Annotated in this window: 12 protein-coding genes; 1 reads left to right on the plus strand and 11 read right to left on the minus strand. The window is 66.8% G+C overall.

The window, feature by feature from the left end; all coding sequences use genetic code 11:
* Positions 1-5: 5 nt before the first annotated feature.
* The 5 genes from R2J76_RS11915 to R2J76_RS11935 form a co-directional block, all read right to left on the minus strand.
* Positions 6-4,433, minus strand: a complete 4,428-nt coding sequence (locus R2J76_RS11915; RefSeq protein ID WP_316411815.1) for a PAS domain S-box protein — start codon at positions 4,431-4,433, stop codon at positions 6-8.
* Between the two features lie 776 nt (positions 4,434-5,209).
* The gene (locus R2J76_RS11920) at positions 5,210-6,982 is read right to left on the minus strand and encodes a site-specific integrase (RefSeq protein ID WP_316411816.1); all 1,773 of its coding nucleotides are present in this window, start codon (positions 6,980-6,982) and stop codon (positions 5,210-5,212) included.
* 302 nt (positions 6,983-7,284) lie between these two features.
* A complete protein-coding gene (recD, locus tag R2J76_RS11925) occupies positions 7,285-9,171 on the minus strand; it encodes an exodeoxyribonuclease V subunit alpha (protein WP_316411817.1) in 1,887 nt (628 codons plus the stop codon).
* Entirely contained in the window at positions 9,164-12,649 is a 3,486-nt protein-coding gene (locus R2J76_RS11930) for a UvrD-helicase domain-containing protein (protein ID WP_316411818.1), read from the minus strand. Before R2J76_RS11930 ends, recD begins: the two co-directional genes overlap by 8 nt.
* Entirely contained in the window at positions 12,646-16,086 is a 3,441-nt protein-coding gene (locus R2J76_RS11935) for an exodeoxyribonuclease V subunit gamma (protein ID WP_316411819.1), read from the minus strand. The genes R2J76_RS11930 and R2J76_RS11935 overlap by 4 nt, the downstream gene beginning before the upstream one ends.
* Positions 16,087-16,313: 227 nt before the next feature.
* Between R2J76_RS11935 and R2J76_RS11940 the strand changes: the two genes are divergently transcribed.
* Entirely contained in the window at positions 16,314-16,691 is a 378-nt protein-coding gene (locus R2J76_RS11940; RefSeq protein WP_316411820.1) for a hypothetical protein, read from the plus strand.
* A gap of 105 nt (positions 16,692-16,796) precedes the next feature.
* Here R2J76_RS11940 and R2J76_RS11945 read toward each other — a convergent pair whose 3' ends face one another.
* The 6 genes from R2J76_RS11945 to arsM form a co-directional block, all read right to left on the minus strand.
* Positions 16,797-17,213 (minus strand): hypothetical protein, encoded by a 417-nt coding sequence (locus tag R2J76_RS11945; RefSeq protein WP_316411821.1) that lies wholly within the window; start codon positions 17,211-17,213, stop codon positions 16,797-16,799.
* A gap of 143 nt (positions 17,214-17,356) precedes the next feature.
* Positions 17,357-18,271, minus strand: coding sequence for an alpha/beta hydrolase (locus R2J76_RS11950; protein ID WP_316411822.1), 915 nt, complete (start codon positions 18,269-18,271; stop codon positions 17,357-17,359).
* Positions 18,272-18,588: 317 nt separating this feature from the next.
* Positions 18,589-18,888, minus strand: a complete 300-nt coding sequence (locus tag R2J76_RS11955; RefSeq protein ID WP_316411823.1) for a rhodanese-like domain-containing protein — start codon at positions 18,886-18,888, stop codon at positions 18,589-18,591.
* A gap of 173 nt (positions 18,889-19,061) precedes the next feature.
* Entirely contained in the window at positions 19,062-19,262 is a 201-nt protein-coding gene (locus R2J76_RS11960; RefSeq protein ID WP_316411824.1) for a hypothetical protein, read from the minus strand.
* 10 nt (positions 19,263-19,272) lie between these two features.
* The gene (gene arsB / locus R2J76_RS11965; protein WP_316411825.1) at positions 19,273-20,349 is read right to left on the minus strand and encodes an ACR3 family arsenite efflux transporter; all 1,077 of its coding nucleotides are present in this window, start codon (positions 20,347-20,349) and stop codon (positions 19,273-19,275) included.
* Positions 20,350-20,461: 112 nt separating this feature from the next.
* Positions 20,462-21,319: an arsenite methyltransferase gene (gene arsM, locus R2J76_RS11970; RefSeq protein WP_316411826.1), complete on the minus strand. Its 858-nt coding sequence runs from the start codon at positions 21,317-21,319 to the stop codon at positions 20,462-20,464.
* Between the last annotated feature and the right edge of the window lie 5 nt (positions 21,320-21,324).

Here is a 21,324-nt window from a genome sequence, read left to right on the forward strand (position 1 = left end):
GTGGCTCAAGAAGGCGAAATCTCAGTAAGGCGCAGCCCCACTTCGAGGATCTTGTTCTGGATTTCCTTCATACTGAACGGCTTCGATATACTGAAAACATTCTGTTTATCCTGCAAAAGGGGGGCGATTTCCTGATCGCTGAACCCCGAGGCCATGAGAACGGGCAAGCCGGGACGGAGGTCGAGGATCCTGGGTAGGGCCTCGGGACCGCTCATGCCGGGCATGTTCATGTCCAGTATCACCAGGTCGATCTCCAACCCGCCGCCCAGGAGTCGGAGGGCCTCGCCGCCCTCCATGGCTGTAGTGACGCGGTGCCCCATGATGCCAAGCATGGGCGCGAGGGAGTCCCGGATCAATTCATCATCATCCACCAGGAGGATGCGCAAGTTGCTGAGGGCAGCCGGCGTCTGGACGGAAGCCGCGGGCACGGCCCGGGAGGACGGCGACACCCGGGTGTTCGGGAAGCGCAGGACGGCTTCTGTCCCTGAACCTGGTTGGCTGAACAATTCGAGCGTGCCGTCGTGGGCTTTCATGGTGCCATACGCCATCGCCAAGCCCAGTCCGGTCCCCTTCCCCTTGGGTTTTGTGGAGAAGAAAGGCTCCATGGCCTTGGCCAGGACGTCCGCCGCCATGCCCTCTCCCGTGTCCTTCACCCGGAGTTCCTGGCCGCCGTCCTCGGTCGGCCGGGTGGTGATGAGGAGGTCTCCCCCGTGGGGCATGGCATCGATCGCGTTTACGCAAAGGTTCATGATCATATGGCTCAGGGCTCCGCTATCACCGCGGAGGGCGTCCATCCCTTCCTGGAGGTCCATGCGGAGCTGAACCCGGTTCAACGTCGTACGGCTGAGCAGGTGGCTCATTTCCATCACGAGGTCGTTGAGATTGAAGAGTTGCTCCTCCTGCAGGTTCTTGTGGGCAAAATACAGGAGGCTTTTGACGACGTCCCTCCCGCGCAGGCAGGCCCCCATGATGGTGTCGAGACTCTTGGCGGAGAAGGAAGGCGCTTCGGCCCCCTCCCGGAGGGCGGAAGCAAGGCCCAGGATGGCCCCCAGCACGTTGTTCATGTCATGCGCCACCCCGCCGGCGAGACTGCCTAGGCTTTCCAGTTTCTGGGACTGCTGGAGTTGGGCTTCAAGGGCACGGCGCGCCTCTCCTTCCTCAAGCTGCCGGGTGATGTCCTCCTTGAGGGCGATGTAGTGGCTGATGACCCCGTTCGTGTCCCGGACGGGGGCCACGGTGGCACGCTCATGGAAAGGCTCCCCTCCCTTTTTCAGATTCTGGAATTCCCCGACCCAGACGTCGCCCCGGGTCAGGGTCTCCCACATCTCCAGGTAGTGCTCCGGCGGCGTGGTGTGGGATTTCAGAATGCGCGGGTTCTGACCCAGGGCCTCCGCTGGGGAATAGCCGGTGACATGAGTAAATCTCGGGTTCACGTACTGGATCGTTCCGGCGGGATCGGTGACGACCACGCAGAGCGGGCTTTGCTCCACCGCCACCGAGATCAGGCGCAGGGTCTCCTCGTCCTTCTTTTTTTCCGTGATGTCCTGAATGACCCCGACGAGGTTGACCGGGTGGCCTTCAGCATCCCACTCGAACTCGCCCTGACCATGGACCCAGCGGCGAACGCCGTCCGAAGGGCGGACCACGACGTAATCCAGATCGAAGACTTCCTTCTGGTCAATGAGCCTTGCGATATAGGCCTGCATCTGGTCGCGAAATTCAGGGGCGATGAGTCCGAGCCAGCCCTGCAAGGTTCTTAGATACTCAGGTCCGATCCCGAATATCCGGTCCAGGAAGGAACTACTGACCCAACGATCTTGCAGGAGGTCCCACTTGTAGGTCCCGATCCCACCTGCTTCCTGAGCCTTCACGAGGAATCGCTCGCTGGCCATCAGCGCCTCCTCCCCCTCCCGTCGCAGCCGTTCGCTCTCGAGGTTGTCCAGAGCATAGGAAAGGTCCATGGCTACTTTCGAGAGCAGCTCGATTTCCCCTTGTCCGAAAATATCCCGCTCGTTGGAATAGACGGCGATGGCTCCGCGCTCGGAGCCCCCCTGAGAGATGGGAAAAGCGGCCGCGGAGGCGAATCCTGCTCCGGTTTTCTCCCCCGAATCGAGCGCCAGCATTCCCTTAATATCATTGGAGACGCTGGGCTGCCCCCGCCGGATGGCCGTCGCCATGGGTTCCAGGTCCCCTGGCGCGTCCTCGCAGCCCAGGGGTGCGCCGAAGGATCCGGCGATGCCGATGCGGCCGGCTCCGGGCTCCTCCCACCCGATCCGCGCGAAAAGGAATCCTCCCTGTTCCACGAGCGTTTCACAGATCTTCGAGAAGAGGTCCTCCCGGGAATCCGTCCAGACAATTGTATGGTTCACCTGGCCAAGTGCAGAATAAAGCCGGTTCATGCGCCGGAGCTCATGTTCCTGCGCGAGGCGTTCCGTGATATCTCGAACGAACGTGATGACGATGGGCTCCCCCCCGACATGCACTACCCGGGCGCTGACCTCCGCCTGAAATGTCGTCCCGTCCTTTCGCACGTGGGAAGTCTCGAACCGGATCGCGCCCAGGGTATTCAACCGGTCGAATTGCCATTGCGCACGTTCGAGCGTATCCGCCGAGCGCAACTCCATGACACGCATTTTCTTCAGTTCTTGAAGCGTATAGCCATAGAACGCCAGGGCCCGGGAATTGGCCTCTTGGATCCACCCATCGGAATCCATGATGAGAATGATGTCGTTGGCCTCCCGCATGAGCCATTCGAACCGCTGAGACAGGTCCAACTGCTTGCGCACCATCTCTGCATCATGATGACGGACCATCAAACCCAGTCCCGTGGCCACGATCACCACCATGCCGATCAGAACCACGCCCCCCAGCCAGATCTGCCGCCGAAGAGGAGCGTATATTTCGGCCTCGTCCACCTTGGCGACCAGGCTCCAGGGCGTCCCCTTGATCCTGCTCAAGGCCGCGAGAACAGGCTCTCCGCGATAGTCCTTTCCAGCAACGATCTGGGGGGCCCCAGGGGCCGCGGCCAAGGACTCTGCCGTGAACATCCCATGCAGAGGCATGCGCAGACTCATGGGTGGGTCGGCCCGGTGCCGGAGCTCATTGAGAAAGAGCAGGTCGCTGCCGTCCTGCCTGACCAGCAGGGCTTCGGAACTGCTGCTGGGGGTAGGCCAGGCGCGGATCAGGGGGAACAGCAGTTCCTGGGGATCGATCATCAGCAGCAGGGTCCCCTCAGCCTTGCCGCCGGGCGTGGGGCTAGCTCCAATGGGCACCCACAAGCTCAGATGAAGGTCCGGACTGCCGGGGTGCTGATGGATGTCCCGGATGAAGGCATCCTTGGAACGTAACGCCTGAGCGAGTTCGAAAGGGTCCAGGTCATCGACCGGAATCCCGGCCCCGGCGGGTGCGGATAACCGCACGCGTCCTTCCGCATCGAAAAGGACTACCCGCCGGTAGGTCCCCTTCTGCAGCTCTTCCATCCAGGCAAGGAGTTGGGAGGAAGGGGGTGCTTGGGGCGAACCCTCAAGGAACCACCGGAGGGGTTCCTGAATCAGTGCGGAATGGGATCGCCTCTCGGCGGCGGTCCGCCTTTCGGCGAACCATGACTCGATCTGGCGGGATTTGAACGTGGCGATGGTCGCAAGCTCGGCCTGCACGTGGCTCCGGGTTGCCTTGAGCTGGCCGCGCAGGAAGAATGATCCGCCGGAAAGGACGAGTACCCCGAGGAGGAGGAACATGGCCAAAGGACCGGTGGCGAACCACAGCGATGTGGAGAGGTTGCCTCTACCGGGAATGAATCCGAACACGGCCAGGGGCCAAGTATCGAAGCCGGCCACCAGCATCAGGACGATGCCCAGAGTCACGGAACACAGGGCAGAAGGAAGCGACATCGGAATATTCTGCGACTCGTACAACAGGGGGGCCCCAGCCGCATAACTGACCAGCACCACGGTCCCGATCACCAGAGGTATCTGGGCAAGGACAGATGCGGCCTGGCGCTGAGACCAACCAGGGGTGGAGGACCTCAGTCTGACCAGGGCTGAACAGGCGCCAAAGGACAGGACAATTCCGGTGAGCAGTGAGGTCGGTCGCCCAGGCATGCCGGCGGAAATGGGGCCGGGATGGTGGCCGCCAAGACGCCACGCCACAAGAAACAGTCCGGCCACCAGGACACCAAGGGTCAGTAAGGCGGCCAACCTCCGCGGCAATGGATTCTTGCTTCTCATGGCCCCGAGCGGCAAGGCGAGGCCGAGGACGAACATGAGGATGGCGCCCGGCACGGACATGGGGATCAGTCCTTGTCCCAGAGCCGCAGCGTCCCTGATTCCAAGGAATTCGCCCGCGAGGGCCAGGGCGGAGATTCCGCAGATCGCAATGCAGAGCGCGACAACAGCGTGCCGAGTCAGTTTTCGGATAACCACATGGTTGCTCATCAAACAGCCTTGTTGGAGCCGGTCTGGTTGGGTCTTGTCAATGGACCGAAGCAGCACTTCCCGGTCGAGTAGTTCGAATTCTCTAATAACCGACATTCTTACGGCGACGGAATCCGGGAGGTAAGGTCACCAATGGGAGATGAGATTCTTCAGCCTTACAGGTTGAAGGAAGGAGCCGGTATCCGTGGGTAAAGGTTTTTTCATTGGGCGAGAATGTGACACCAGTCACGGGCGGATCGCGCTCCCCGCGATGGATGTGGGTTTTCATGAGTCAGCACCAAGGAGGATGAAAAGCCAATTCCGGATCATGGAGGGAGTGGTCCATTGCCGAGGGCGACAACCATGGGTCCATCGCGATGGGGCCTTAGTGCGCATTAAGGTCGGCCCCCACGCATTCGCCAGGAAAGAAGTGGCCGTACGCAAGCGTATCTATGGCGTTGAGAAGGGCGTGTCGTGGGACCAAGCAGTCGCCTCTCCCATACCGCGTAGTAGGGTCTTGCCGGGGCGCTCAGATTGGAGGCTCTTCGCAGGTCCCATTCAGCGTTCAGGCCATTTAAGCCCTTCACCCACTCATACCCCCGCCACATTTTGGAGCATTTTGTGGAGCACGCCCACCCACGAGCAAGGCCAGTGCCGATAATAAACAAGGACACCCTTGATTTCTCAAGGGTGCTTGCTGGTAGGGCCAACGGGATTCGAACCCGTGTTATCGCCGTGAAAGGGGGCTGCTTTCGGTGCGCTCAAACCTCCGCTCTGCGTGGGACAGGCTCCACCCGTTAGGTTTCGATCAAGCCCAACCTCATCAAATACCCAACAAGTTCCTTCACTGCTTTTCCATTTCCGCCTGGATTTAGGTCCGAGCCCAGCCCTTCTTCGGGGTCCATGATCGCAGCACACAACTGGCTGGCCTTGCAGGCCACAAGGAACTGATCCTCCGGAGTCCAGGCCCCCTCCCCTGCCAGATCCGGGTTCATCGCCGCCCGGAGGGCCTTGGCCTCGCGCCTGACCCCGTCAGGGAGGGTCTCCAGGCGTTCCGAAAGGTGCGCTAGGAGGTCCCGGGCGTGGTCCACCACTTCCTGGAGCATGCCCTTGGCGTGGACGCCTGCCTTCGAACGAATAGGCCGGAAGGGTTGGGCCGCGCCCCCCTCCGCCGCGTTGATGCCCCGGGTCGCGATGATGGCTTCCGCCTTCAGGTGGGTCTCCTTGGTCACCACGTGCATGTACCTGTTCGCCGATTCCAGGCTTTCCCAACCCATATAGGCCTGCACCTCGCCACGGTCCATGCCCGAGCGGAGGAGGTCGGTGGCCATCGAGTGGCGCAGGTCATGGAGACGGGTCTCCTTGGGCAGGTCCAGTTGGTCCCGGATGGCGTCCCAGGTGCCCTGGATGTTGTCCCAGTGTTTTTCCGGTTGGAGATGGCTGGGGAAGACCCACCCCTTCTTGGGCTGGCCCGCGGTTTCCCAGAGCCGGGTCAGGAGGGTACAGGCCGGCGACGTGATGCGGATATGCTTCGTACGGGCCACCCGGGGCCTTTTCGCCCCGTACTTCGTGACCTTGATGCTAATGGTTCCCAGTTCGAAATGGACGGAACTCCAGTCCAGTTTCAGGGCCTCCCGGTGACGTAAGCCTGTATGGAAGATCAGGTCGATGGCGTCCAGCGCAGTGCCGGCGAACTGCTTCTCGGCCCGGGAATAGGGCTTGCACCGGCTTTCCTGGGCTTCCAGGAAGGCGCGGAGGCTGAGAAGCTCGTGGCGATCCAGATAGACGAACTCCTCATTTTCCTGCTCCAGCGTGATGGCCTTGCAAGGGTTGTGGTCCAACCCCTGGCGCTGGTCGGGCTTTTTCTTCAACTGGTAACGGAACAGGCCGGATAGCATCGCCACGATCCGGTTCGCCTGGACAGAGGAGGGGGCCGACTTTACTTCGACGAAATTGATCTTCCGCCGGCGGGAGTAGCGAATGCCCCCCTTGCTCACGTTCTTCTGGATCTCCTGGATGTGGGACAACTCCACCTGGGAAAGCTGGAGCAGCTTGAAGGTTCTGGGGATGAACCGTTCCCAGAAGCGCTGGTACCGGGCCTGGGTGGATTCCGCCAAGCCAGTGGGCCAATAGTTCTCCTTCCACTCCTGGAAAAGGTCGTTCACGGTCGCCAGGGAAACATCCTGGCGATGCGCGTAGGGGTCCTTCCCGAGCCGGACATTCTCATCGATCTTCTGGGCCTCGCTCCTGGCCATGACCGCCGTCATGATGCCGAAACGTCCAATCCGGAAGTATTTCTCCTTCCCGTCGACGGCGATGGTGTAGCCGAAGATCTTGGGCACATCGTCGTGCTCGTCGGGCGCGTACACGCGCACCGAGAACCCGGCGATCCGGGTATCGCGCATCCAATAGTCCTTCTTGCCCGCCGGGGGCCGGGGCAGGGCTTCAACGAAGGCATCGGTCAACTGGGCCCGCCGGGGCTTGTTCCAGGTCGCCCCCTTCCCCTTTGCCCCCCTGCCCCCGAAGGGGATGCCCCTGTGACCCGCACCCAGAGCCGTTTTCACCGCCATTTCGCCCTCCGCGAACCAGCCTGATTTAGCGTAGGGTCTTAGCGTAGGGTTTTCAAGCTTGTAAGTGCCCTTTTTGGGCATTGACTTTGGCAGTCAGACGCCCAGGGGTCAACTCTCCAGCGTTTTCCTAAACGGCTTGTTTAGTTTGCTTATATGGGCTATAAAAGCCATTCTGAGACACTCGGTTTTCAATAGAGCTAGGGTCTCATAATCCCTAGGTCGACAGTTCGAGTCTGTCTCCAGCCACCACCACGAAAGCCCCGTGAACAGTGAGTTCCCGGGGCTTTCCTTTACCACCTCTTTCAATCAACCCTGGCGCCGCTCCTTCTCTCCGACCTGTTCTCCATGGCCCATTCGACGCTCCGGGCGTCCCCGAGCAGGATCACCTGACGCCGCGCCCGGGTGATTCCCGTGTAGAGCAGGTCCCGCGTCAGGGCTGGATGGTCGCCAGCGGGCAGGACCATGGCGATGCGGTCGTACTCCGACCCCTGGGCCTTGTGCACGGTCATGGCGTAGCTCAGTTCGATCTGCGTCCGGAGGGCGTCCACGGGGAACACCTTGTGATCCTTGCCGGCCTCGAACACGACGCCCTGCCTCGGTTCATCCCCGAACCGCACCCGCACCACGATTCCCTGGTCGCCGTTGTAGATGCCGCGCCGGTAGTCGTTGGCGGTCATCATCACCGGCTCCCCGGCATGGAAGGGCACATCCTTCCGCAGGCCCGCGCCGGTCACCTGGTGCATCCACGTGTGCAGGGCCTGGTTGATGCCCTCCATGCCGCGCAGGTTGGCGGCCTCGCGCAGGGCGCAGAGGATCCGGGCTTTCTTGTGGTGTTCCAGGAGGGCGTGGAGGGCCTCGGTGTCGCCCCTGCCCCAGCCCGCGGGGCCGTGGCTGTATTCGCGGTTGGCCAGGGTCTGGAAGGAATCCAGGGCGAGCACGACCTCCTGGAACCAGCGGTCCAGGAAAAGGCGGAGACCTTGGTCGCCGGGCTCCCAGCGTTCCACGCCCCAGCCCTTCCACGCGTCCAGGCTGTCCAGGACGCGCACGCCTTCGGGTTCGGCGGTCCTGCCTTCCTCCAGCAGCGCGTTGGCCACGTCCAGGATATTGGCGCCGGCCTCGTCGCCGTTGGCCATGCGGTGGTTCTCGCGGAGCCAGCTGGTGCAGTCCCCCTGGGTGGCCACGAGGTCGCGGAAGGCGCTGCCGGGCTCGACGCTGGGGAGCTGGCGCGCATCGCCCAGGAGGATGATGCGGGCGCCGGGGGCCAGGGCCTGGAAGAGCCGCTCCATCATCTCCTGGCCGATCATGGACGCTTCGTCCACGATCACGACCTGGGCGGCGAGGGGGGAACCTGCGCCATGGCGGAAGGTCTCGGAGGCGGGATGCCAGCCCAGGAGACGATGCAGGGTGCGGCTTTCGGGGAAGTGCTTGAGCAGGGCTTCCACGACCTCGTCCCGCACCCGTACCTTGTTCAGGGCGAGTTGGATGGCCTCTCCCATGCGCTGGGCGGCCTTGCCGGTGGGGGCGGCCAGGGCCACGGACTCCAGGTGGACGCCCTGGTGGAGCAGGGCGCGCAGGATGGCCACCACGATCGAGGTCTTGCCGGTGCCGGGGCCGCCGGTGATGATCGCCAGGGGGCGGGACAGGGTCCGGGTCACGGCTTCGCGCTGGGCCGGGTCCAGGGGGACGGGGTCGGTGAAGATGCCCTCGGGGACTTCCCCGGGAGCGTCCACGGTCCGGGCGCGCACCTCCCGGACCCGGGCCGCGAAGCGCGCCTCGGAGCCGTGGAGGCGCCCGGAGCAGAGCCACGCGCCGTCGATGAGCAGGGGCTTCGGGGGGGCTGCCTCCCCTGCCCTGCCGATGAGGGTCGCGAGACGGTCGTCCCCGGCCAGGCGTTGAAGGTCCAGGTCGGCGCGGTCGAAGGCCTTGAGCAGCTCTTCGGCGGGGCCGCCGGGGCCGGGCTCCAGGGGCATGCGGGTGTGGCCCTGGGCCTGGGCGGCGAGGAGGGACAGGGCCAGGAGGATCACGTCCCGGCGCAGGGGCTCGTCCACCTCGGGGATGCGGGCCAGCTCCAGGGCGTGGATGGCGTGGGTCTCATCCAGGTTGAGGGCGCGCAGGGTCCGCTGGATGCCGAAGGGGAGGAGGTGGCGATCCGGGTGGCGGTCCAGGACGGAGGCGAGGGTCTCAGGCATGGCGGCCTCCTCCGGCGTGGGCGGGGATCAGGGACTCCACGTCCAGGCGGCGCAGCTCGTCCTCCCACCGCTGGACCTGGGTCCAGGTGGGGCGGGTGGTCCACACGCCCTCCTCCGGGAGCCCGCGGAGGAAGACGTAGAGGAAGCCGCCGAAGCCGGCCTCGTACGTGGCCTCGTCCCCAAAGCCCAGGAAACGGCAGGCGGTGACGGTGTAGGCCATGAGCTGGAGGCGGTATTTCTCCTGCACCGCCGCCCCGAGGGTTTCCGGGTCGAAGGCCGGGGATCGGTCGGTTTTCCAGTCCAGGACGTACGCGCGCCCCTGCCACTGGAAGAGCACGTCCATGGAGCCGTTCAGGAGATCCTGCCGGCCGGGGTACGGGGTCAGGAAAGCCAATTCCCGGAGCACGTGGCCGGCCTGGGCCAGGACGGCGGCGGTGCCATCCGGCAGCGGCAGCGGCCCGTTGAGGGCATGCCAGGCCCACCGGGCCACGTGGGTCAGGGCTTCGCGGGGAATCTCCCGCAGGAGGGCCTGGATGGCGGGGTCCTGGCGCCAGGCTTCGAAGGTCCGGTTCCCGAAGCTGTCCAGGGGGATGACCTCCAGGAGGTCGTGCACGAGGGTGCCCAGGCGGGCGCCGCCGGAGGGGCCGTCGCCGGGGGTGGGGGTGTAGCCCATTTCGGTGCGCTCCTCGGCGTCGGCGGGGTCCCTGCGCTCGCGGAGGCCCCGCTCCAGGGACGTGTAGGAGAAGGACCAGAGGGGGCGGCCCGCCTGGGCAAGTGCGGCGAAGTCGGGCTCGGCCGCGGGTTCCGGCAACTGGGGGTTCCAGGTGGCGAGGCGGGCCTGGACGGGCGGCGGCGGAGGGGGTTCCGTCCCGGGGGGCGGAATCCGGCGGAAGGCGGGGTGCGGGACGGGCTCCGCCTCGCCGGGCAGCAGGTTCCGCAGGCGGCGGTTGACGCAGCCGTAGGGGCCCTTGGGATCGCCTTCGGGGTGGAAGGAGCGGTTGCCGCCCCTGGCCGGGGGGGCCGGGGTGAAGTGGGGCAGGATGAGCTGGCCCTTGGCGCGGGTGAGGGCGACGTAGAGGAGGCGCTCCCATTCCTCCACGTCCTCGCGGGCGATGGCGTCGGCGATGGCGCCGGGGGCGCCGTCCTTGCCGCCCACCCAGACCTGGCGGCGCAGGGCCTCATCGTGGTAGCGGTAGGCGGCGCCGCTGCTCCGGGGGGTGGAGATCCCGCCGTAGACCGCCACCACCACGGCCTCCAGGCCCTTGGACTTGTGCATGGTGAGGATCTGCACGGCGCCCCCTTCGCGCTCCAGGCGCTGGACGTCGCCGTCCTCCACGGCGGGGCGCTCCAGTCCGTCGATCCAGCGCTGGAGGACGGTGGCCAGGTCGCGCAGGGTGCCGTGGCGGCGCACGGCCTCGGCCAGGAGGAGCTCGGCCAGATGCTGGACGTTGGTGAGGACGCGTTCCCCCTCCTCCAGGAAGAGGAGCCGCTGGGTGACGCCGCTCTCGCTGAGGATGCGGGCGAAGAGGTCGCCGTAGCGGCGCTCCCGGGCCAGGTCACGCCAGCCATGGAGGCGGCGCAGGATGGGGTGGGTCTCGGGCAGTTCCCGGCAGGCTTCGGTCTCGGCGAAGGTGAGCCCGAAGAAGGGTCCCAGCAGGGCCCGGCCCCGGGCGCCCTCGTCCAGGGGGGCGTCGATGGCCACCAGCAGGTCGCGCAGGGCCTTCGCCTCCTCCGTGCCGAAGAGACCCTCCTGCTTGAAGAACGCGTAGGGCACGCCGGCGCCCCGGAGGGCTTCGGCCACCTGCAGCCCTTCGGCGGCGGTGCGGGTCAGCACGAAGATGTCCTCGGGCCGGATGGGGGCGGCCTTGTCGCCGCGCCCGAAGAGGGGCGGTGCCTCCAGGGTTTCGCGGAGCACCTGGGCCAGGCGCCCGGCGAGTTCCTTCCGGGCTCGCGCGGGCTTGTCGCCGGGCGTCTCCAGGACGCGGATGGCGGGCAGCGGCGTCCCGTCCGGGCCGGTGAGGGCCAGGTCGCGCTTGCCGCAGGCCACGGCGCCCTTCCAGAGGCCGGCATTCCCCTCGGTGAAGAAGGGGCTTCCCGGGGCGCCCTCGAAGACCTGGCAATAGGCCTGGATGAGGGGCCCGGTGGAACGGAAGTTGGTGTCCAGCACCTCGGGGTCCCGGCCGGTCCTTGCTTTGACCTCCTCCACGGCCCGGAGGTAGGTGGGCAGGTCCCCGCTGCGGAAGCCGTAGATGGCCTGTTTGGGATCGCCCACGAGGATGAGGCGCTGGCCGGGGCCCTCCAGGAACACCCGGCGGAAGATGTCCCACTGCAGGTGGTCGGTGTCCTGGAACTCGTCGATGAGGGCCACCTGGAACCGCTCCCGGAGGCGGTCCACCATGGGGCTGCCCTGGGGACCCAGGAGGCCTTCGTGGACCAGTTCGATCATGTCGCCGAAGTCGAAGAAGCCCTGGTCGCGCTTGTAGGCGGAAAGGGCGTCCCGGAGCGGCGGAAGGTAGCGCGCGCCGGCCAGGGCCAGGAAATCCCTGGCCAGGACGGCGCAGGTGCCGGCCAGTTCGCGCAGGCCCGGGTGGGCGGCGCCCTTGCCAAGGTAGTCCCGGAGGAGAACGAGCTTTTCCCGGCGCCTGTCCTGCCAGAGCAGGTCCGGGAAGCCGGAGGCCTTGTGCTCGGGCACGATTTCCAGCAACACCTCCAGGCGCTCCTGGAGGTGGTGGACCTGCGCCAGGCTGTAGCCGCCCTGGGCCAGGGCCGCCACGCGGGGGCCCTGGGTGCGCTTCTTGGGGTCCTTGACGGAACGGTAGAGAAGGATCTCCTCCAGCAGGGCGCGGGCTTCGTCCAGGTCGCAGCGGTCCAGGACGCCCTGGAGGTCGTCCAGGCCTTCCTGGTACAGGGCGTCCTTCTCCTTGAGGAGCTGCCGGAGGAAGTCGGCCAGCTGGGGCAGGCCTCCGGCGGCGTCCAGGACGCGCTGGAAAAAGGGCGTCTCCCCGCCCACGGCGAAACGGGTGCGGACGAGGTTCTTGAAGACGTGGTCAAAGGCCTCCTCGGCGCTCACCTGCTCCTGGGTGAAGAGCCGGCCGCTCTCGAAGGCGCCGTCCTGGAGCACCTGCTGGCAGAAACCGTGGATGGTGGAGATGCTGGCGCGGTCGAAGGACAGGAGGGCGGCGCGGAGCGCGTCCAGCTCCTTTTCGCCCAGGTCCCAGCAGGATTCGGCGGTGGGGTCGTCCACCTCGAGATCCACCAGCTCCTGGAGTTTGGCGCGGATCCGGGTGCGGAGCTCCTGGGTGGCCTTCACGGTGAAGGTCACCACGAGGATCCGCTCCAGGGGGATGCCCTTGAGGACGAGGTCCACCACGAGGTGCTCGATGGTGAACGTCTTCCCGGTGCCGGCGCTGGCCTCGATGACGCAATGGGCGTCGCCGAGGCGCTCCAGGACGGGCGGTCTGGGATGGCGGAGGGTCATTTCGGCGCCTCCTGGGGCGCGGTCTGGGCGAGGAAGGCCCCCAGGCGCCGCCGCACCAGGGCGCCGGGATCCCCGGGGGGCGGGAAGCGGGTGGGATCGGGCACGGGGCCGTAGAGGGTGCTGAAGCTCCCGCCCTTGTCCCCGTCCATGTCCAGACGGTCCTTGACGAATTCCCGGATGGCCCGGGGGGTGATCTGGAGGGGGTCCTCCGCGGCGAGGACGGCCTCGATGGGCAGGAGCACCGCGTGGTCGCCGGTGAGGAGGTCCACGACCCAGGTGCCGAGGATGGCCTCGGCCTCCGCCTTCCCGACGGGGGGGAAGGTGAAGGTGAAGGCGCCCCCCTCCCCGAAGAGGAGCCGGGCTTCGCGGGGAACCGGGGGCTCCCCGAGACAGGCCAGGGCCAGGTGGTCCAGGTAGGCCCTGAGGGCTTTCTTGCGGTAGGAGGCGAACCCCTCCTTCCTGGGGGCGCCCGACTCCAGGAGGAGGGAGGCTCCCGGGAGCTGGGGCTGGAGATCGCCGCCCAGTTCCACGGTCAGGTCGCGGGTGCCCACCCTTATCTCCAGGCGGATGGGCGGAAGGGACCGGTCCGCGCGGGCCTTCGGGTTGCGGCCCGGGCCCAGGCGCCAGGAGGCGGGCTGGGCGCCCTCCAGGCCCTGGAGCCAGCCGCGGATGGCCTTCAGGTTCTCGTCCTTCTCGCGCTCGCCGAAGACCCCCAGGGGGGCCGCGGCGCGCTGGCGGAGTTCCTGGACCGCCGTATCGTAGACCTTCCCGGGGTCGAGACCCTGCCGGGCGGCCTCCAGGGTCACGGAGCGCAGGAGGCCGTGCGCGTCCAGGAAGGCGGTGGCGAAGGGTTCGTCCTCGCGCCCGGCGAGGTCCTGCGTTTGGCCTTTGCGAAGGCCGAGGCGGACCCGGGCGGCCCCGGAAAGGGGGCATTCCAGGAACCCGCGGAGCTCGTCGAGCGTGAGGCGCAGGAGGGGCTCAGGGGGCGCGAGGGCGCCGCGGCCAGGGTGGGCGAGCCAGGATTCGAGGCGGGCCTGGAGCTCGGGGGGCGCCCCCAGTTCGCCGAGGGCGCGGGGCATGGCGACGGGACCGGCCTGGAGCAGGTCGCGTCGCAGCCAGAGGGCCCGGGCCTCCTGCCGCGCGATGGGCGCGTGGACGCGGGGGCCGGCCTTGCCGCCGAACCACTCGGGGAAGTAGCGGGGGTCGAAGCGGCGCAGGGGGTGGGTCTCCAGGAGGCCGCCGTCCACGTAGCGTTCGGCCAGGGCCTGGCATTCCTTGAAGAGGCTCCCGGGCTCCAGGGTCTCGCCGGAGAGCTCGTCCCGGGCGACGTAGCTGCAGATGAGCGTGTCCCGGGCGCTGAGGAGGGTTTCCAGGAACAGGTAGCGGTCCTTCTCGCCCTGGCTCACGTCCCCCCGGCGGCGGCCCTGGGCCCGCAGGTCGAGGGGCCTGCGCGCGTCGCGGCCGGGGAAGACGCCCTCGCCCAGGCCCATGAGGAAGACGGCGCGGCAGGGGATGGCGCGCATGGGGGCGTAGCTGGAGACCACCACGCCCCGCAGGAGGGTCGAGGGCGCCTCGTTCCGGAGGCGCTCCAGCATCTCCAGGGCCAGGTGCCGGGCGGCGGCGTAGGGCATGGCGGGGGTGGCGAGGCCGGCGGGGGCGGCCTCCAGGAGGCGGCGCAGGAATGTGCGGATGCGCGTCACGGCCCGGGCCACGGGTTCGTCGTCGCCCATGAGCCAACGCTCCAGGTAGGCCTCGAGGAGGCCTGCCCAGCCGGCGAGGTCGGCCCGGCGGCGGCCCAGGGCCCGGGCCTCGGCCAGGAGGCCCCGGGCCAGGGCCAGGAAGCGCCCGGCGGATTCGGCGTCGGCGGCGTTGAGGACGGGATAGGACTGGCCATCCACCGTCAGGGCCTCGCCTTCGCCCATGAAGGCGCCCAGGGCCAGGCGGCGGAGGCCCTGGTCCCAGTTGAGGGCGTCCTGGTCGACGTAGGTGTCCTTCCAGTCCTCCCGGTCAACGCCCCTCACGATGCCCAGGGTGTCGCACCACCGGGTCCAGGTGGCGGCGTCCAGGCCGCCCAGGGCCTGGCGCAGGGCGGGATGGGACAGGATGCGCAGGACGGCGGCGCGGGTGAAGCCGGTGGTGGGCAGCTCCAGGAGGAGTCCGGCGGCCTCCAGGGTCTGGGCCAGGGAGGTGGTGGCGCCGTCGCCCCGGGTCCAGGGGATTCGCCGGGTGCCGGTGAAGGCCGCCTGGAGGTGGGCCAGGTAGGTCTCCTCCTGGGCGGGGGGGACCAGGACGGCGATATCCGAGAATCCCAGGCCCGGGGTGGCTTCCAGCAGGTCCCACACGGCGCTGGCCACCACCTCCGCCTCCCGGAGGGGGCTGGGGCAGGCCACGAAGCGCACGCTGCCGTCGGCGGGGCACCGGCTCGCGGGCGCGGGGTCCTGGAAGCGCAGGATGTCGCCCTGGATGCGCTGGAGCACCGTGGCGTCCCCGGGGTCCTCGAAGCAGGGCTCGAAATCGCAGTCGGTGACGTCGTTCAGGAGGCGGATGTTCTCGCGGCCGGGTCGGCCCCAGCGGCGAAGGGCCTCGGGGCCTTCGGCGGAAAGGCGGTAGACGTCGTCCAGGCCGTCCCCGGCGTCTTCCCGGAGGCAGCCCTGGCGCGCGTCCCGGCGCGAGGGGCGGCGCTTCTCCCAGAGGGCTTCGCCCCGGGTGGTCAGGTCCTCCCAGAATTCGCCGCAGGGGTTCAGGGCGTAGAGGTGGAGGTCCGTGAGCTCGCCGAGCCGGGTGTAGGCGTCGTGGTACACCTGGGCCACGTGGGTGAGCCCGAAGAGGTGCATGGAGGGGGGGAGGGTGCGGCCCTTGGCGAATTCCGGATGGGCCAGGGCCTCGGCCAGCACGAGGTGGGGGCGGCCGGTGGCGTCCAGGCGCGCGACGGCCTCCCGCCAGAGGGCCCGCTGCCAGGGTTCCCGGGGGTCGTCGCTGCGGGACCGGTCGTCACGCCAGGCGGGGATCCAGTCCGGCCGGCTCCGGGCGTACTCCTCGAAGAGGGCGGCCAGCTCCGCGGAGAGCTGGACGGCCTTGAGGCCGTCCGTGTCCCCCAGCAGGTAGTGGCGGGCGGAGGCCAGGAGGGGCCGGCCCATGAATGCGTCATCGGCGAACACCGACAGGAGGGCCCCCTGAAGGCGCTCGGCATTGAGGAGCTGGAAGGCGACGCCGGGCATGAGGGTGCGCCAGGCCCCCTCCAGGTAGGAGAAGGTGACGTTGGCCATGGCCCCCAGGCGCCGGGCCAGTTGGATGCGGAGGTATTCCTTGAGGTGGGGATTGGGGACCACCAGGAGGAAGGGCTCCCAGGGGCCGCGCTGGGCGCGCTCGGTGCGGACGGCCTCCGCGAGGCGGTCCAGGAGGGCTTCAAGGCGGTTGGAATAGGTGAGGTGGATCATTCGCCACGGGGGGAGGGGGATGGGCCGGCTGGAGCGCGAAGCGTGGAAGGCTTTCAGGGTAGCCGAGGCGCGAAGCCGCGTCAGGATGGCAGAGCCACCCTGAGGGGAGCGGCTCAGGTTTTCCAAGCCCATGATTACACTGCCGTAGCCACGGACCGGACCTCGCAGGAGGCCCCAGGTTGGCCGGATTGACCACAGACTGCCGATAACCCCAAAGGAGATCCACAATGGCCAAAACCCGCAAAATCGAAATCGAATGGCTGCCCGATGTGGAGGAACACGATTACCCCTCGGCGGATTCCTACCTGCGCCTCCTTCATCCGGATGAGCAGGCCGCGGAAATGGTCGCGAAATTGAGAATTGCGCCCGTGGGACAGTTCAAGGCCAAGGACATCTTCCGGGCCTCGGGGCTTTCCCTGCTCGGCGTGAGCAATTCCCACGTGGAGAAGGACCGGCGGAAGATCATCAAGGGCATAGGCCTGTCCCCCCTGCTCCTGGTGAGGGACCCGAGGGCTGGCCGCCTTGTGATCGCGGACGGCTATCACCGGTTGTGCGCCATTTATGGATTCGACGAAGACGCCGCCATCCGGTGCAAAATCATTTGAGGCGAGGCGGCCCTCACCGGGGTCAGGCGTCCACGGCCATGCATTAGCCCACGCCAGCCCCCCGCGGTGACCACGGCGCCCGGTGCCTCCATGAGGACCGGGTCGTTAAGCTTTCGTTTTCGAATCGGTAGAATGGTTAGAAGAATAGAATGCCAGTGTAATGACGGTCGGAATAATAAACCCCTTTAGGTAGGAGAGGGGGTGCCTGCCCTGAGTAAAATCAACGGGCAGATTTCCAAAATGGGCCCAATAGTGAGTGACAATCAAACCGGTAATCGCGATCCACATTCCCCACAAAGCTCGACGGCTGCCGAAGACGACGAGAAGCAAGCTAAGAGTGATGCCCACTCGCAGAGTCGACTGCACATATTCATAGTTTGTATGGACACTCGTGCCTGCACCCGAATACAAATCAAAGAGGGTATAGGTATGGTAGAAAATCAGCAGTCCAGCAAGGAACAGGATGATCAAACGCCAAAACACCAAAACCACTTTGCCCTGGGTTACACGCTGTGCGGTCATCGAAATTCTCCATTTAATTGTCACAGAATGTAGCCATTCAAATATTCCTCAACTTAATGCCTAACTCAGATTGAGGATCGGCCAAGGGCGAGGGGTCTGATCAGGGGCCATCCCCGATCGAGCGGCCATAAGAGATATGCGATTCAAAGGATACCCCACTTCCCCAGCCGAACCTCGGCCCAGGCGCGCCACCCGCCCGGTACCAGCCCGCCGGCCTCCAGGTGCCGGGCGCCAGGGACCACCGTGAAATCCGGGTGGTGGGCGGCGATGGCCCTCACGCCGGACAGGGGGGTGATGGCGTCCTCGTCCCCGGCCAACAGGGCGATGGGGGTGCGGAGGTGCCGGGACGCTTCCAGGGGGGAAACCTCGGCGGGGCGGAAATGCGCAAGCCAGCCTGCCCTCGCCAGGGCGAGCCGCTCCCCGGGCCGAAGCAACCATTCGGCCGCCCCCAGGGTGCCCCGGAGGTGGTTCCGGCCCGCCTCCTGGAGGGATTCGAACGGGGATTCCAGCAGCGCGCCTCCCAGGGGGCCCTCCCCCTCCAGCCGTTCCAGGGCCAGGAGCGCCACCCCTGCCCCCTGGCTCGCTCCCACGAGAACGATCCTGTCCCGCCTGACCCCCTGGGCCTCGAGGTGGCGGACCACCGCCGCCGCATCCTCCCGTTCCCACCCGCCCAGGGTGGAGGGCGTGCCCGGCGCCAAGTCCCGGTTGCGGAAGGTGAAGACCACCGCGTCCAACTCCGGCAGGTCCCTGAGCCGGGAGGCTCCGCCCCAGGCGTCGTCCCCGAACCCGTGCAGGAAGACCGCCACGCCCCGGGAGGCGGGCCGGTGCAGCCTCCAGATCATGAGCGGCCGGCCCTCGCCGCCGGGCAAGGTCTCGGACGTCCAGGCACACCCGGAGGGACACAGGCTCGCTCGGATCGCGTTTCGCTCGGCCTCGGTCCGGGCCGGAAGGGGCGCGTCCAGCAGCATGGGCGGCAGGATGGCCCAGCCCACCAGGAGATTGAGAGGAACGAGCAGCGCAGGTACCGATATTCCGAGCGAAAGGAGGGTGCGTTTCATGTTCCAGGTTACGGCTGGGCCCAGGGCCCGCCTTAGGGTGTGTCGGCAAACCCCAGGTGCCTTGTATCCGTGATGAAGGGGCTCTTCCAGGTCGAGCCGATCCCCGTTCATCCCATCCATCGGCGTTCATCCCTGTTTCCGCAGGGCTGACGCCGAGGTGGGTCGGAGCGCACGTTACTCGACGTCCATGCCCCAAAGGTGCCGACAACTCCCGTCAAAGATCAAACGGGGATTAGCAGGATCCATGGGAAAAGGCAGGATAAGGAACGTCAGGTCCTAGCAGGAACCAGATCACGAAGCACAACCCCGGGATTCCATCACCTGCGGGTCTTCAGGACGCAGGGGCACGAGCCGTGCAGAAGGGCGGCAGGGTCCGTGGCGAGGGGCATGCCGGCATCATCCCATGCGAGCATGCCGCCGTTGAGGCAGGCGATGCGGTCAAAGCCGGCCGCCCGGAGGGTTGCGGCGGCGGCCTTGGTGTATACGCCCGAGGAATCCGCGAGGATCAGGAGGCGATCCTTGGGGAGGGACCCCGTGTGCTCGATCAGTTCCGAATGGGGCACATGGATCTGCCCCGGCACGTCGAAGGCCTTCATGGCCACTAGGAGCCTGTCCAAGTAATATTCGGCCCCGCGATGGTGGCACCGGCCATGGCAAGGCAAGGCCCGCGAGGAGAGCGATTAGGTTAATCGTTCGACGAGCGGAACGCGGGATTGCCGTGGCCGCTGCCACCACCGGAGGCGGCGCCTGGAGGCCCGCCTATCGTGCGCAAGTCCCTTGAAAATATGACCTATATTTCCCGCGGGCCTTGCGCTCGATAATCGGGCCTCCAGGCGCCGTCGCGGGGCCGAATATTACTTGGACAGGCTCCTAGCTCCTCCATGCGCAGATCCACCAGGAGCGCGCCCTGCCTCAGCGCCTCCAGGGCTTCCCGCGGGGCCAGGAACAGCAGGCCCTGGATGACCATTCCGGCTTCGAGGGGGTCGTCCATGGCCTCTCCTTCACTTGCAGCAGCCAGCGTCCACCACCGTCTCCGGGGCGTCGGCAAACCACCGGCGCTTGAGCCAGAACGAAACGCCCACCAGGCTGATCAGCACCGGCACCTCCACCAGCGGCCCGATGACGGCCGCGAAGGCCGCGCCATGGGCGATGCCGAAGGTGGAAACGGCCACCGCGATGGCCAGTTCGAAGTTGTTGGAGGCGGCCGTGAAGCTGAGGGTGGCGCCCTGGGGATAGGTGGCGCCGGCTTCCTTGGAAAGCCAGAAGCTCACGAAGAACATGACGACGAAATAGATCAGCAGGGGGACCGCGATGCGGATCACGTCGAAGGGAAGCTTCACGATGGTGTCGCCCTTCAGGCTGAACATGACGACGATGGTGAACAGCAGCGCCACGAGGGTGATGGGGCTGATGCGCGGAACGAAGGTCCGGTGGTACCAGTCGAGCCCCTTGAGGCGCCCGAGGATGAAGCGGGTGAGGAAGCCCGCGATGAAGGGGATCCCCAGGTAGATGAAGACGCTCTGGGCGATCTGGCCGATGGTGATGTTCACCACCGCCCCCTGGAGGCCCAGCTTGGCGGGCAGGACCGTCGCGAAGAACCACGCGTAGACGCTGAAGAACAGCACCTGGAAGATGGAGTTGAAGGCCACAAGCCCCGCGCAGTATTCCGTGTCGCCCTTGGCCAGGTCGTTCCAGACGATCACCATGGCGATGCAGCGCGCCAGGCCGATGAGGATGAGGCCCAGCATGTATTCGGGCCGGTCCCGGAGGAACAGGATGGCCAGCCCGAACATGAGCACCGGTCCAATCACCCAGTTCTGCAGCAGGGACAGCCCCAGCACCCGTTTGTTCCTGAACACCAGGTGCAGCTCCTCGTATTTCACCTTCGCCAGGGGCGGGTACATCATCAGGATCAGCCCCACCGCCAGGGGCACCGACGTGGTGCCCACGTTCCAGGCGTTGATGGCCCGGTTGAAGCCGGGGGCCCCGAAGCCCAGCAGCACCCCCAGCCCCATGGCCAGGAAGATCCAGAGGGTCAGGTAGCGGTCGAGGAAGGAAAGCTGTCGGGATTGGCTCATGACGGTCCCTTGAAGGTTGGCCAGGGACCTGCGGGGCCCTGGGACCGGAAGTGGGGTTCGAATCCGTGGTGAAGGGGGGCGGTTCCACCATTCTAACCGCCTCGGCGGGGGCCTACTCGGTCATTGGGTCGGCGTCGGCGGGTTTCCGGGCCCAGATGATGAAGCTGCCGATGAAGTCCTCCGGCCGGGTGGGGTCCGGAAGCAGCGCCAGGAGCTCGCGCGCGGCCGGATCCTCCTCCGGAAGCATCGCGGCCACGGCGCCCTCCCTGGGGAGGATGCGCGCGTCCACCAGGCCCGCTCCCCGGATCATGGCGCGCAGATCCTCCAGGAGGGGGGCCCCGGCGATGCACCCGACGAGGGCCTCGACGCTCCGGCGCAGGGCCTCCGGCAGGGGCTTCACCAGGACCATGTCCGAGATCGAGACCCGCCCCCCGGGTCGCAGGACCCGCGCGATTTCGCGCCAAACCGCCGGCTGGTCCGGGCTCAGATTGAGTACGCAGTTGGACAGGACCACGTCCACCGAAGCATCGGGCAGAGGGATGGCCTCGATCTGCCCCGGGTGGAACGCCACGTTGTCCAACCCCGTGCGTTCCCGGAAGGCCACGGCGTTTCCCCGGGCCTTCTCCAGCATCTCGGGGGTCATGTCCACGCCGATCGCCCGGCCCTCCCGGCCCACCCGCTGGGCGGCCAGGAACACATCCAGCCCCGCGCCGCTGCCCAGATCCAGGACCACCTCGCCGGGTTTCAGCCCGGCCAGGGCCGTGGGATTGCCGCAGGACAGCCCCAGGTTCGCCCCTTCGGGCAGGGTGGCCAGTTCGGCATCCGAGTAGCCGAGTTGCAAGGCCACCTGGTCGGCGTTGCCCCCGCCGCAACAGGAGGTCCGGGGCCCGCAGCAGCCCCCGCCCTTGGTGGCCAAACGGCCATAGGCCTTGCGCACGAACGCATGGGTGGGATGGTGGGAGGCAGCCATGGGGA

Origin of the sequence: Mesoterricola silvestris (genome assembly GCF_030295405.1) — a bacterium.
Lineage (GTDB): Bacteria > Acidobacteriota > Holophagae > Holophagales > Holophagaceae > Mesoterricola > Mesoterricola silvestris.

Excerpts from the sequence above, each read along its gene's own strand:
- R2J76_RS11915 (WP_316411815.1), bottom strand. The coding sequence starts at position 4,433 with ATGAGCAACCATGTGGTTATCCGAAAACTGACTCGGCACGCTGTTGTC.
- R2J76_RS11920 (WP_316411816.1), bottom strand. The coding sequence starts at position 6,982 with ATGGCGGTGAAAACGGCTCTGGGTGCGGGTCACAGGGGCATCCCCTTC.
- recD (WP_316411817.1), bottom strand. The coding sequence starts at position 9,171 with ATGCCTGAGACCCTCGCCTCCGTCCTGGACCGCCACCCGGATCGCCAC.
- R2J76_RS11930 (WP_316411818.1), bottom strand. The coding sequence starts at position 12,649 with ATGACCCTCCGCCATCCCAGACCGCCCGTCCTGGAGCGCCTCGGCGAC.
- R2J76_RS11935 (WP_316411819.1), bottom strand. The coding sequence starts at position 16,086 with ATGATCCACCTCACCTATTCCAACCGCCTTGAAGCCCTCCTGGACCGC.
- R2J76_RS11940 (WP_316411820.1), top strand. The coding sequence starts at position 16,314 with ATGGCCAAAACCCGCAAAATCGAAATCGAATGGCTGCCCGATGTGGAG.
- R2J76_RS11945 (WP_316411821.1), bottom strand. The coding sequence starts at position 17,213 with ATGACCGCACAGCGTGTAACCCAGGGCAAAGTGGTTTTGGTGTTTTGG.
- R2J76_RS11950 (WP_316411822.1), bottom strand. The coding sequence starts at position 18,271 with ATGAAACGCACCCTCCTTTCGCTCGGAATATCGGTACCTGCGCTGCTC.
- R2J76_RS11960 (WP_316411824.1), bottom strand. The coding sequence starts at position 19,262 with ATGGACGACCCCCTCGAAGCCGGAATGGTCATCCAGGGCCTGCTGTTC.
- arsB (WP_316411825.1), bottom strand. The coding sequence starts at position 20,349 with ATGAGCCAATCCCGACAGCTTTCCTTCCTCGACCGCTACCTGACCCTC.
- arsM (WP_316411826.1), bottom strand. The coding sequence starts at position 21,319 with ATGGCTGCCTCCCACCATCCCACCCATGCGTTCGTGCGCAAGGCCTAT.